We start from the raw sequence: 12,640 nt of genomic DNA, 5'->3' as shown, positions 1-12,640 counted from the left end.
CCCCAGGGACGGGTTTACGGCGTGTCCTGCCCACCCACACCGCCCCGCCATCCCACGGAATGCCGCTCTGGCTCTGGCTTTGGCCGTTGCCGTTGCTCTGAGCAGGTGCAGGGCGCAGCCCTGCCGAAACACCCCCAACCATGACTGCAGTCACTTGTCCCCACGCCCCGCGCTGGCGAAAGTCGAGGAGTTGACGTGATCGGTCCGGCCCATTGCCAACCGCACGCAAGCGAGAGAGAGAAACGCTGTGCAACGACGTGAGTTCCTGGCTTTTTCCGGTCTGGGCCTGGCGGGCCTGCTGCTGCCGCATTCCCGTGCCATCGCCGTCGAGCAGCTGCTCGCCCCGGTCGATACCGCCCAGCGCAGGCGCTTGGCGGACGTGGCGCTGGCCGCCGCACGCACCGCCAAGGCCAGCTACTGCGATGTCCGCATCGGCCGCTATCTCAACCAGTCGGTCATCACCCGCGAACACCAGGTCGGCAATGTGACCAACCGCGAATCGTCCGGCGTGGGCGTGCGCGTGATCGTCAACGGCGCCTGGGGCTTCGCTGCAACCCATCAGCAGACCGAGGCCGCCGTGCGCGCTGCGGTCGAGCAGGCGGCGGCGATCGCCCGTGCCAACGCCAGCATCCAGACCCGGCCGGTGCAGCTGGCGCCAACGCCGTCGGTCGGCGAGGTGCACTGGAAGACCCCGATCCGCAGGAACGCGATGGCGGTGCCGATCCAGGACAAGGTCAAGCTGCTGCTGGCACTCAATGCCGCTGCGCTGAATGCGGGCGCCGACTACATCAATTCCACCCTGTTCCTGGTCAACGAACAGAAGTACTTCGCCTCCAGCGACGGCTCGTTCATCGACCAGGACATCCATCGCATCTGGCTGCCGTTCACCGCCACCGCCATCGACAAGGCCAGCGGCAGGTTCCGCACCCGCGCCGGCCTGTCCTCGCCGATGGGCATGGGCTACGAGTTCCTCGATGGCGATGCGCGCGGCAAGGTGCAGCTGCCCGGCGGCATCACCGCTTACCGCGATTCCTACGACCCGGTCGAGGACGCCATCGCAGCTGCCCGCCACGCGCGCGAGAAATTGAAGGCGCCGTCGGTGAAGCCCGGCAAGTACGACCTGGTGCTGGACCCGTCCAACCTGTTCCTGACCATCCACGAGAACGTCGGCCACCCGCTGGAGCTGGACCGCGTGCTCGGCTACGAAGCCAACTACGCCGGCACCAGCTTCGCCACGCTGGACAAGCGCGATGCCGGTTTCCGCTGGGGCAGCGACATCGTCACCTTCTTCGCCGACAAGACCCAGCCGGGTAGCCTCGGTGCGGTCGGCTACGACGACGAAGGCGTCAAGACGCAGCGTTGGGACCTGGTGCGCGACGGCATCCTGGTTGACTACCAGGCCACCCGCGACGAGGCCCATATCCTCGGCCGCGATGCATCGCATGGCTGCAGCTATGCCGATTCCTGGTCCAGCGTGCAGTTCCAGCGCATGGCCAATGTCTCACTGGCACCGGGCAAGCAGCCGCTCAGCGTCGAGGACATGATCAAGGACGTGGAGAACGGCATCTGGATCCACGGCCGCGGTTCGTATTCGATCGACCAGCAGCGCTACAACGCGCAGTTCGGCGGCCAGCTGTACTACCAGATCAAGGACGGAAAGATCGCCGGCATGGTCGAGGATGCGGCCTACCAGATCCGAACGCCGGAATTCTGGAATGCCTGCACCGCCATCTGCGATGAACGCGACTTCCGCCTGGGCGGTTCGTTCTTCGACGGCAAGGGCCAGCCCGGCCAGGTCTCGGCGGTCTCGCACGGTTCGTCCACCACCCGCTTCAACGGCATCAACATCATCAACACCGCGCGCAGTCTCGGCGCTTGAGCCACCCATCCTTCGACATGGAGAGCAGCCTTGCAAAGACGTGACTTCCTGGCCCTGACCGGGCTTACCGCGGGCGGGCTGATCGTGCCCTCCTTCTTCGGCAAGGTGATCGCCGCCGAACAGCTGCAGAGCTCGCTGGACCTGGGGCTGAAGAAGCGCCTGGCCGATGCGGCGCTGGCCGCCGCCCGCCAGGCCGGTGCCACCTACTGCGACGTGCGCATCGGCCGCTACCTGCGGCAGTTCGTGATCACCCGCGAGGACAAGGTGCAGAACGTGGTGAACACCGAGTCCACCGGCGTGGGCATCCGCGTGATCGTCAACGGTGCCTGGGGCTTTGCCGCCACCAATGCGCTGGGTACGGCCGATGTGGCCAAGGCCGCGCAGCAGGCGGCGGCGATCGCCAAGGCCAACGCCGGTGTGCAGACCGCGCCGGTGCAGCTGGCCAAGGCGCCTGGCGTGGGCGAGGTGAGCTGGCGCACGCCGATCCGCAAGAACGCGATGGAGGTGCCGATCAAGGACAAGGTCGGCCTGCTGCTGGACGTCAACGCCGCCGCAATGGGCGCCGGTGCCAGCTTCGTCAACTCGATGCTGTTCCTGGTCAACGAGCAGAAGTACTTTGCCTCCACCGACGGCTCCTACATCGACCAGGACGTGCACCGTATCTGGGCGCCGATGACGGTCACCGCCATCGACAAGTCCAGCGGCAAGTTCCGCACCCGTTCGGGCCTGTCCTCGCCGATGGGCCTGGGCTACGAGTACCTGGATGGCGCCGCCGCAGGCAAGGTGGTCGGCCCCAATGGCGTGGTCAACTACAGTTCTTCCTACGACATGAAGGAAGACGCCATCGCCGCTGCCAGGCAGGCGCAGGAAAAGCTGAAGGCACCGTCGGTGAAGCCGGGCAAGTACGACCTGGTGCTCGACCCGTCGCATACCTGGCTGACCATCCACGAATCGATCGGCCATCCGCTGGAACTGGACCGCGTGCTCGGCTACGAAGCCAACTACGCCGGCACCAGCTTCGCCACCCTGGACAAGCGCGAACAGCATTTCCAGTACGGCAGCGAACTGGTCAACATCTTCGCCGACAAGACCCAGCCGGGCAGCCTCGGCGCGGTGGCGTACGACGATGAAGGCGTGAAGTGCAAGCGCTGGGACCTGATCAGCAACGGCAAGCTGGTGGACTACCAGACTATCCGCGACCAGGCCCACATCCTCGGCAAGACCGAGTCCGACGGCTGCTGCTATGCCGACTCGTGGTCCAGCGTGCAGTTCCAGCGCATGGCCAACGTGTCGATGGCACCGGGCAAGAAGCCATTGAGCGTGCCGGACCTGATCAAGGACGTGGAGAACGGCATCTACATCATCGGTGATGGTTCGTTCTCGATCGACCAGCAGCGCTACAACGCGCAGTTCGGCGGCCAGCTGTTCTACGAGATCAAGAACGGCCAGATCACCCGCATGCTGGAAGACGTGGCCTACCAGATCCGCACGCCGGAGTTCTGGAACGCCTGCACCGCCGTGGCCGACGAGCGTGACTACCGCCTGGGCGGTTCGTTCTTCGACGGCAAGGGCCAGCCGGGCCAGGTCTCGGCGGTCTCGCACGGTTCGTCCACCGCGCGCTTCAACGGCATCAACGTCATCAACACCGCACGCAGCCTCGGCTGATCGGTCAGGAGCCCTTACACCATGAGTATCTTCACCGAAGCCCAGGCCAAGGCCATCCTCGACAAGGTCATCGCCCTGTCCAAGGCCGACGAATGCACCGCCGTGCTGGCCGGCGCGATCGACGGCAACATCCGTTTCGCACTGAACAATGTCTCCACCAGCGGCATCGTCGACAACACCGAACTGGCGGTCACCGTTGCCTTCGGCAAGCGCGTCGGCACGGCCTCGATCAACGAGTTCGACGATGCCGCGCTGGAACGCGTGGTGCGCCGTGCCGAAGACCTGGCCCGCCTGGCCCCGGAAAACCCGGAGTTCATGCCGGCCATCGGCAAGCAGAGCTACCGCGCCAGCCCCACCTTCAGCGAATCCACTGCCGCGATCGATCCGGCTTTCCGTGCCAAGGTTGCCGCAGATTCAATCGCGCCGTGCCGTGGCCATGGCCTGATCGCCGCCGGCTTCCTCGAAGACGGCCAGGGCTTCCAGGCTACCGCCAACAGCAACGGCAACTTCGCCTACCAGCGCACCACCAACTTCAACTACACCTGCACCGTGCGCACCGAGGATGGCCGTGGTTCGGGCTGGGTCGGCCGCAACCTGAAGGATGCGGCTGACTTCAAGGCGGACCAGGACATCCGCATCGCCATGCGCAAGGCCACCGAGTCGGCCGAAGCCAAAGCGCTGGAACCGGGCAAGTACACGGTGATCCTGGAGCCGGCTGCGGCGGCCGGCCTGATCAGCTTCATGATGAACTTCTTCAGCGCACGCTCGGCCGATGAAGGCCGCAGCTTCCTGTCCAAGAAGGGCGGCGGCAACAAGCTGGGCGAGCAGGTCTACGACCCGCGCGTGACCATGATCGCCGACCCGTGGCACCCGGACGCACCGGTGCTGCCCTGGGACAACGAGGGCCTGCCCCGCGAGCGCATGGCCATCATCGAGAACGGCAGGATCGCCAACCTGGACTACTCGCGCTTCTGGGCGCAGAAGCAGGGCAAGACCGCCAAGGCGTCGCCGGGCAACCTGCTGATGAGCGGTGGCGACAAGAGCACCGCCGAACTGGTTCGCGGCACCCAGAAGGGCATCCTGGTTACCCGCACCTGGTACATCCGCATGGTGGATCCGCAGACCGTGCTGCTGACCGGCCTGACCCGCGACGGCACCTTCTACATCGAGAACGGCCAGATCAAGCATCCGGTGAAGAACTTCCGCTTCAACGAATCGCCGGTGATCATGCTCAACAACATCGAAGAGCTGGGCAAGCCGGTGCGCGTGGCCGGTGATGAATCCAGCTACGTGATGATGATCCCGCCGATGAAGCTGCGCGATTTCACCTTCACTTCGCTGTCCGACGCGGTCTGATGGATCGCCGGGCCTGCCTGCGCTGGTTGGCCGCTGCCGCTTCGGCGGCGGCGCTGCCAGCCTGGGCACAGGCAGGCCCGCGCAGTTCGCGCTACGACTTCTGGTTCACCCGCCTTCAGTACGACTCCGGTGACTGGGACGTGGACGCGCGCATGCCGTCCAACCTGATCACCTCGCTGATCGACTACACCTCGCTGCGCGTGGACCCGCAGGAACACGTGGTGGCGCTGGCCGACCCACGCATGCTGGAAGCGCCGTTCTGCTACCTGGCCGGGCACACGCTGGTGGAGTTCAACGCCGCCGAACGGCAGAACTTCGTGCGCTACGTGCGCAATGGCGGCTTCGTCTTCGTCGACGACTGCAACCACGATATCGACGGCCTGTTCGCTACCTCGTTCGAGGCGCAGATGGGTCGCCTGTTCGGGCCCAGGGCATTGCAGAAGCTGCCCAACAGCCACCCGCTGTACCGCAGTTTCTTCCGCTTCCCGGATGGCCCGCCTGCCACCAGCTTCGAACTCAACGGCTGGGGCGACGACCTGGTGCACGACTACCTGAAAGGCATCGAGGTCGACGGCCGCCTGGGCCTGCTGTACAGCAACAAGGACTACGGCTGCGAGTGGGACTACGACTGGCGCAACAAGCGCTTCCTGGCCGAAGACAACACCCGCTTCGGCGTCAACATCGTGATGTACGCGTTGAACAACTGATAGGACCTGCACGCCCATGACCTCCCCCGACCTCGATTCCCTGCTGCCGCGCCTGGATGAGCTGCGCGCCGCGCTCGCACGCGCAGTAGTGGGCCAGAACACCGTGGTCGAGCAGCTGCTGATCGGCCTGCTGGCCGGCGGCCACTGCCTGCTGGAAGGCGCACCCGGGCTCGGCAAGACCCTGCTGGTGCGCTCGCTCGGCCAGGCACTGGAGCTGCAGTTCCGGCGCGTGCAGTTCACCCCCGACCTGATGCCCAGCGACATCCTCGGCACCGAGCTGCTGGAGGAAGACCACGGCACCGGCCATCGCCACTTCCGCTTCCAGCAGGGCCCGATCTTCACCCACCTGCTGCTGGCCGACGAACTCAACCGCACCCCGCCCAAGACCCAGGCCGCACTGCTGGAAGCGATGCAGGAGCGCACGGTCAGTTACGCCGGTACCACCTACGCGCTGCCCGCGCCGTTCTTCGTGCTGGCCACGCAGAACCCGATCGAGCAGGCCGGAACCTACCCGCTGCCGGAAGCGCAGCTGGACCGCTTCCTGCTGCACGTGCTGGTGGATTACCCCAGCGAAGACGAGGAGCGGCAGATCCTGGAACAGACCACCGGCGGTGCCACCGACGCGGTGCCGAAGGTGATGGATGCCGACGCGGTGATCGCGCTGCAGGCCGCGGTGCGCCAGGTGCATGTCAGCCCGGATGTGCTCGCCTGGATCACCCGCCTGGTGCGCGCCAGCCGGCCCGGCGACGGTGCTCCGGCGGCGATCAACCAATGGGTGAAGTGGGGCGCCGGCCCGCGTGCCGGCCAGTCGCTGGTGCTGGCAGCGAAGGCACGCGCACTGCTGCAGGGCCGTTTCGCCGCCACCCGCGAGGACGTGCAGGCGCTGGCCGCGCCGGTGATGCGCCATCGCCTGCTGCTGTCGTTCGCGGCCGAGGCCGAGCAGAAGCGTGCCGACGACGTGGTCGCCGCGCTGCTGCAGGCCGTGCCCTTCCCGGGTTGAGCCACGCGTGAACGCAGGTACGCCGTTGACCCTGCCGCCCGAACTGCGTGCGCGCCTGCGCATGTTGCGGCTGCGGCCGCGCCTGGCCAGCGGTGCCAGTGGCATCGGCCAGCACGCCAGCCGCAGCCGCGGTGCCGGCCTCGAATTCGCCCAGTACCGTGCCTATGAGCCTGGTGACGAACTCCGCCAGATCGACTGGAAGCTGTATGCACGCTCGGACCGCTTCTTCGTGCGCGAGTCCGAACGCGAAAGCCCGATCACGGTCTGGCTGCTGCTCGATGCCACCGCCTCGGCCGGCCAGGCGGATCGCGCGGCACCGCAGCACTCGCGTCTGGACCATATGCGCGGCGTGGCCGCGTGCGTGATTGAGCTGGCCTTGCAGCAGGGTGACCGTTTCGGCCTGCTGGCGATCAATGGCGATGGCCTGCAGCTGGTCCCCGCGGCGAACGGCGCGCGCCAGCGTGATCGCGTGCATCTGCAACTGCACGCCCTGCAGGCGCGCGGCGCCTGGCCTGCGGCCGATCGCCTTCGGCCGCTGTGGGAGCGCGTGCGCCCGGGCGACCTGCTGCTGGCAATCGGTGATGGCTTCGACGACGCCGGCATCGTGCTGCTGGAACAACTGGCCAGCGCGCGCCGCGAAGTGGCACTGCTGCAGATCCTCACCGCCGACGAGCGCGACTTCCCATTCGACGTCGGCCACCGCTTCCGCGACCCGGAGACCGGCGAGGAACTGCTGGGCGATGGTGCGGCGATCCGCGCTGACTACCTGCAGCGCTTCGCCGACGCACGCAGCGCATTGCATGCGCGCCTGCAGGCCAACGGGATTGCCAGTGCCACCGGCTGGCTGGACCAGCCGCTGGACCAGGCGCTGCAGGCGCTGTTTGGCCGTGGGGGCGATGCATGACCCTGCTGTTCCCGCTCGGCCTGGCCGCGCTCGCCGCAGGGTTGCTGCCGCTGCTGATCCACCTGGCCCGCCGCCATCCGTACACGCCACTGGATTTCGCCGCGCTGCGCTGGCTGCGCGCGCAGATACGGCCACGCCAGCGCATCCGCTTCGATGACTGGCCGTTGCTGCTGGTGCGCCTGCTGTTGCTGGCCGCACTGGCCCTGCTGCTGGCACGACCTGTGTTGACTGGCCCGACGGCGCCTCCCGCTGCATGGACCGTGGTAGCGCCGGGACTGGATGCTACGACCCTGCGTGGAACGGCCGAGGATGGCAACTGGCACTGGCTGGCACCCGGCTTCCCCGCCATTGATCAGGCACCCCCTGCAGCCACCGCCTCCCTGCCCAGCCTGCTGCGCGAACTGGACGCGCAGCTGCCCGTCGGCACCGCATTGACCGTGCACGTTCCCGATCCCCTGCCCGGCCTGGATGGTGCCCGCCTGCAGCTGTCGCGCGACGTGCAGTGGCACACGCAGCCGATGCCGGTCACTGCGCAACCGAGTGCCGCGACGTCGCCGCGCCTGCGCGTGCACAGCGATGCTTCGGCCACTGCCCAGCGCTGGTTGAACGCACTGCAGCGCGCGTGGGGCGTGCAGTCACCGCTTGCTCCGCTGCCGGCGGATGCCCTGCCGGAGCGCGGTGAGATCGGCGTGTGGAGCCGCAGCGATGCACTGCCGGCGAACTGGCAGGCGTGGCTGCGCGGCGGCGGTCGTGTCATGACTGCCGGCAAGCCTGCTGCCAGCGCCCGCATCCTGCTGCGCGATGCCGAGGGCGCACCGCTGCTGTGGCAGCAACGCATCGGCCACGGCTATCTGCTGGCGCTGCCGGGTGGCTGGAATGCCGCCAGCAACCCTGCGCTGCGCGATCCGCGCCTGCCACGTGCCCTGCTGCTGGCGCTGCAGCCGCCTACGGCCCCGCGCCTGGGCGATGCACGTGACCAGGCACCGCAGCGGACCGCATTGCCTGCTGCAACACCACCGCTGCGTGAGCCCACGCCTTGGCTGTTGCTGGCCGTCGTGCTGCTGTTCGCGCTGGAACGCTGGATGGCCAGCAGCGCCCGGCGCAGGGTGGGCGCATGAATGCCCTGCAACACGCCTGGCAACGCGCGCGCCGCCGCCGTGCGCTCATCACCCTGCTGCTGTGCCTGCCGTGGGCGCTGGCCGCAACGATACTGGCCCTGCGTCTGGCAGGCTTCGATATCGCCTGCGTCGTCGGCACGATCAGCCTGCTCGCGTGTGCGGCCTTCGCCACTGCACGTGCCCGCCAACTGGACCGGCAGTGGCTGCAGCGCCAGCTCGATGGCAGTGGTGCCAGCGAGGACAGTGCCGATCTGCTGTTCGCCGATGCCGCCACGCTCAATCCGCTGCAGCAGCGCCAGCGTGTGCATGTGCTGGCCATGCTGGAACGCGCGATGCCGGAGCTGCGTCCGCGCTGGCCGCGTGGGGCACTGGCGCTGTACTGGATCGCAGGCCTGGCCATTGTTGTGCTGGCATTCGGCTGGCCACGTTCCAGCCCCGGCTCCGTGCCTGTCCGCACGCCGACGCCTGGCAGCGCTGCTGCTGCGGGCCCGCTGCGGCTGCAGTCCACCCGCCTGCGCATCGACGCGCCGGCCTATACCGGCCAGGCCACGCTCACCCAGAATGCGCTGGATGCGAAGGTTGCCGCCGACAGCCGGCTGTCCTGGTCCCTGCGCTTCGACCGCGCCCCGGACAAGGCATGGCTGCAGTTCCACGATGGTCGCCGGTTGCCACTGAGCGAGCGCGAAGGACAGTGGCAGGCGCAGGATGTGGCACGTATGCCGCTGCTGTACCGCGTGGTGAGCGAACCGGCACTGGCAGAGACCCGCCTGCATCGGCTGGATGTGGTGGCCGACCGTGCACCCAGCGTGCGCGTACTGGAGCCCACGGCCAGCCTGGTGCTGGGCACGCCGGGGCAACGGCAGTGGGCACTGCGCTTCGAGGCCAGCGACGATTACGGTGTCGCGGCGCAGGCAACGCTGTCGATCACCACTACCCAGGGCAGCGGTGAGAACATCACCTTCGTGAAGCGCAGCGTCACACTTGCCGGCAGCGGCGAAGCCACCGCGCGGCGTTTCGCCCACACCCTTGATCTGGCTGCGCTGGGCGCGCAGCCTGGCAACGATGTGATCGCCCAGCTGGAGGTACGCGACAATCATGCACCCACGCCGCAGACCGGGCGCAGCAGCAGCGTGATCCTGCGCCTGCCCAGCGCCGAAGTCGCGCTCGGTGCAGAGCTCGAGGGCCGCATCAAGAAGACCCTGCCTGCGTACTTCCGCAGCCAGCGGCAGATCATCATCGATGCCGAAGCGCTGATCCGGCAGCGACCCAGCCTGGCCGCCGAGGACTTCGTGAAGCGCAGCGATGCGATCGGTGTCGACCAGCGCATCCTGCGCCTGCGCTACGGCCAGTTCCTGGGCGAGGAAAGCGAAGGTGCGCCGAAGCCGCCGCCGACCAGCGACCTGCCCACCAGCGATGCGCCGACCGCAGACGGCCACAACGACGATCACGAACACGACCATGGCGCGCAGGCCGGCGCGCAAGACGACCATGGCCACGATCATGGCAGTACAGCCAACGCAGATATCCCGCCGGTGTTCGGCAGCGAGACCGACGTGCTTTCCGAATACGGGCACACACATGACCACGCCGAGGCGACCACCCTGCTCGATCCGCAGACCCGCGCCACGTTGAAGGCCGCGCTGGATCAGATGTGGTCGGCCGAAGGCGAGCTGCGCCAGGGCCGCCCGGAGCAGGCGCTGCCATTTGCCTACAAGGCGCTGGGCTTCATCAAGCAGGTGCAGCAGGCCGAGCGCATCTACCTGGCCCGGGTCGGGCCGGAGCTGCCACCCATCGATGAAAGCCGCCGGCTGGGCGGTGATCGCGCCGGACTGGCCAGTCGTGAACTGCCGTTGGCCGCGCGAACCCCGCCGGACCCGGCCATCGTTGAAGCCTGGCAACGCCTCGGTGATGACAACGGCGCACCGAATCTCGATGCGCTGGCGGCCTGGCAGCAGCGCAACGCCGCCTACCTGCCCGATGCACTCGATCTGGCTGCGGCCATCGAGCAGCTGCGCATCGAGCCCGACTGCGGCGACTGCCGCCAGCGCCTGCGCGCACAGTTGTGGCGGGCGCTGCAGCGTCCGCTGCCACAGGCGATGCGGCGCAGTGCCGCCGATGCGATGGGCCAGCGCTACCTCGACGCGCTGGAGGCGCAGCCATGAATGCCTCCGCTGTGAACCTGTGGATTGCACCGGCACTCGCCCTGATCGTGGTCATCGCCAGCGTGCGCCAGCTGCGTGCGGACACTGCGCACCCCGGCCACCGGTGGGTCGTGATCGCACTGCAGATCATCGTCGCCACGCTGCTGTATTTCTGCCTGGCGCCCCCCACCCGCCAGCAACCCGCAGGTGGGCTGGTCGTGCTTGGCGTCGATGCCGGCAAGGCCGGCGCACTCCCGGCCAGCGAAGGCCCGCTGTTGCTGTTGCCGGAAGCTGCCGATGTGCCCGGCGCACAGCGCGTACCCGACCTGGCCACCGCGCTGCGCCAGCATCCGGCCGCCACGCTGACGCTGGTCGGTGCGGGCCTGGTCGCACGTGACCGCGACGCGGTGCTGCCGCCGGATGTGCGTTGGCAGGCTGCACCGGAGCCGCGCGGCTGGATCGCGCTGCAGCCGCCGGCCGATGTCGCACCCGGTGCCCGCTTCGACGTGCTGGCGCAGGCGCGTGGCGCGGCCAAGGCGAAGGCCGAACTGCTCGACCCGGCCGACAGCGTGGTCGATCGCACGGACGTTGCCGACGACGGTCGCGTGCAGCTGAGTGGCATCGCCCGCGCCGAAGGCCGCAGCGTGTTCCAGCTGCGCCTGCTCGATGCCGACGGCCATGTGGTGGACAGCGTACCGGTGCCGCAGCAGACCCTGCCGTCCGCACCGCTGCGCCTGCTGGTGCGCGCCGGCGCGCCGGGTCCAGAGCTGAAGTACCTGCGGCGCTGGGCAGCCGATGCAGGCATCCGTGTGCAGGTGCAGGCGGATACCGGGGCCGGACTCAGCATCGGCGATGGCGCGGTGTCGATCGATGCAGCATCGCTCACGCGCAGCGATCTGTTGCTGCTGGACGAGCGCAGCCTGGCGGCATTGAGTGCGGGCCAGCTGGCCGCCGTGCGCCAGGCGCTGCGCGATGGACTGGGCGTGCTGGTGCGCAGTGCGGGCGCACCTTCGGCCAGCGCGCGGCAACGCCTTCGCGATCTGGGCCTGCCAGTGCAGGGTGATGGCAGCAGCCACCCCCTCGAACTTCCCGGCGATGGCGAAAGCGCGATCCTCGCCGCACGCCGTGGCCCGCTCGCCGCTGGCACATTGCCGACCGGCTACGGCGAGGAGGCCGACCGCAGCTCGCACAGTGCCGCGCTGCCTTCGCTGGAAGCACTGGCGTTGCAGGCGCCGGGCAGCAACGCGCTGCTGCACGATCGGGGCGGCCAGGCCGTCGGCGGCTGGCGCGCGGTCGGCAAGGGCCGCATCGGCCTGCTGCCGCTGACCGACAGCTGGCGCTGGGTGCTGGCAGGCCGCGATGACCGCCACGGCGAACTGTGGAGCGACGTGGTTGCCACGCTGGCACGCGCGCAGGGCAGCGGTGATGCGCTGTGGTCACCACAGCCGATCAGCTGGGCAGGCGAACGGCAGGCGCTGTGCGGCGTGCAGGCGCCGCTGCAGGCCTTCAACCCGCGTGGCGACAGCGTGCCGCTGATCGCCGATGGTGCAACGTCGGCGCTGCGCTGCGCCGGCTGGTGGCCCCGTGAGGCAGGCTGGCAGCGCCTGCGGCATGGCGACAGTATCGTCTGGCGCTATGTGTTCGACCCGAAGGACGCACCTGCACTGCATCGGCAGGCGATGATCGATGCGACCACGCAGGCGTTGGCCTCCAGCACGTCGGCGAACGCGTCGGTGATGCAGCCCGTGCCGGGCTCACGCTGGCCGTGGTGGCTGGCGTTCGTGTTGTGCGCATCGCTGCTGTGGTGGCTGGAACGGCGGCGCTGACCCCGGGGTCGGATCCCTTTCGCCCGCGGAAGGGCTCTGCCCCC

At 68.4% G+C, this 12,640-nt stretch carries 9 protein-coding genes; all 9 read left to right on the top strand.

Annotated elements, in window-relative coordinates:
• The first annotated feature begins 247 nt into the window (after positions 1–247).
• The 9 genes from AC5P5X_RS11705 to AC5P5X_RS11665 are packed head-to-tail and all read left to right on the top strand — an operon-like array spanning position 248 to position 12,596.
• Complete coding sequence (locus AC5P5X_RS11705) at positions 248–1,879, top strand: TldD/PmbA family protein (protein WP_181453874.1); 1,632 nt, start codon at positions 248–250, stop codon at positions 1,877–1,879.
• Between the two features lie 30 nt (positions 1,880–1,909).
• Entirely contained in the window at positions 1,910–3,544 is a 1,635-nt protein-coding gene (locus tag AC5P5X_RS11700; RefSeq protein WP_005407530.1) for a TldD/PmbA family protein, read from the top strand.
• Positions 3,545–3,565: 21 nt separating this feature from the next.
• Complete coding sequence (locus tag AC5P5X_RS11695; protein ID WP_049460822.1) at positions 3,566–4,900, top strand: TldD/PmbA family protein; 1,335 nt, start codon at positions 3,566–3,568, stop codon at positions 4,898–4,900.
• The gene (locus AC5P5X_RS11690; RefSeq protein WP_005411842.1) at positions 4,900–5,607 is read left to right on the top strand and encodes a DUF4159 domain-containing protein; all 708 of its coding nucleotides are present in this window, start codon (positions 4,900–4,902) and stop codon (positions 5,605–5,607) included. Before AC5P5X_RS11695 ends, AC5P5X_RS11690 begins: the two co-directional genes overlap by 1 nt.
• 16 nt (positions 5,608–5,623) lie before the next feature.
• Entirely contained in the window at positions 5,624–6,607 is a 984-nt protein-coding gene (locus tag AC5P5X_RS11685) for an AAA family ATPase (protein WP_005407527.1), read from the top strand.
• A 7-nt stretch (positions 6,608–6,614) separates the two neighbouring features.
• Positions 6,615–7,511, top strand: coding sequence for a DUF58 domain-containing protein (locus tag AC5P5X_RS11680; protein ID WP_111174262.1), 897 nt, complete (start codon positions 6,615–6,617; stop codon positions 7,509–7,511).
• Positions 7,508–8,629 carry a BatA domain-containing protein gene (locus tag AC5P5X_RS11675; RefSeq protein ID WP_099479081.1) on the top strand — a complete coding sequence of 374 codons (1,122 nt, stop codon included), beginning with the start codon at positions 7,508–7,510 and terminating at the stop codon, positions 8,627–8,629. The genes AC5P5X_RS11680 and AC5P5X_RS11675 overlap by 4 nt, the downstream gene beginning before the upstream one ends.
• Entirely contained in the window at positions 8,626–10,791 is a 2,166-nt protein-coding gene (locus tag AC5P5X_RS11670) for a hypothetical protein (protein WP_111189531.1), read from the top strand. The genes AC5P5X_RS11675 and AC5P5X_RS11670 overlap by 4 nt, the downstream gene beginning before the upstream one ends.
• Complete coding sequence (locus tag AC5P5X_RS11665) at positions 10,788–12,596, top strand: hypothetical protein (RefSeq protein WP_111189532.1); 1,809 nt, start codon at positions 10,788–10,790, stop codon at positions 12,594–12,596. Before AC5P5X_RS11670 ends, AC5P5X_RS11665 begins: the two co-directional genes overlap by 4 nt.
• The last annotated feature ends 44 nt before the right edge of the window (positions 12,597–12,640 follow it).

It is taken from the genome of Stenotrophomonas sp. YJH_SMC_91 (assembly GCF_059368495.1).
This window is presented reverse-complemented; position numbering and strand designations above follow the sequence as displayed.

What these genes read in the sequence shown, in the direction of transcription:
- AC5P5X_RS11685 (WP_005407527.1), top strand. Translation starts at nt 5,624, where the DNA reads ATGACCTCCCCCGACCTCGATTCCCTGCTGCCGCGCCTGGATGAGCTG.
- AC5P5X_RS11670 (WP_111189531.1), top strand. Translation starts at nt 8,626, where the DNA reads ATGAATGCCCTGCAACACGCCTGGCAACGCGCGCGCCGCCGCCGTGCG.
- AC5P5X_RS11695 (WP_049460822.1), top strand. Translation starts at nt 3,566, where the DNA reads ATGAGTATCTTCACCGAAGCCCAGGCCAAGGCCATCCTCGACAAGGTC.
- AC5P5X_RS11665 (WP_111189532.1), top strand. Translation starts at nt 10,788, where the DNA reads ATGAATGCCTCCGCTGTGAACCTGTGGATTGCACCGGCACTCGCCCTG.
- AC5P5X_RS11675 (WP_099479081.1), top strand. Translation starts at nt 7,508, where the DNA reads ATGACCCTGCTGTTCCCGCTCGGCCTGGCCGCGCTCGCCGCAGGGTTG.
- AC5P5X_RS11690 (WP_005411842.1), top strand. Translation starts at nt 4,900, where the DNA reads ATGGATCGCCGGGCCTGCCTGCGCTGGTTGGCCGCTGCCGCTTCGGCG.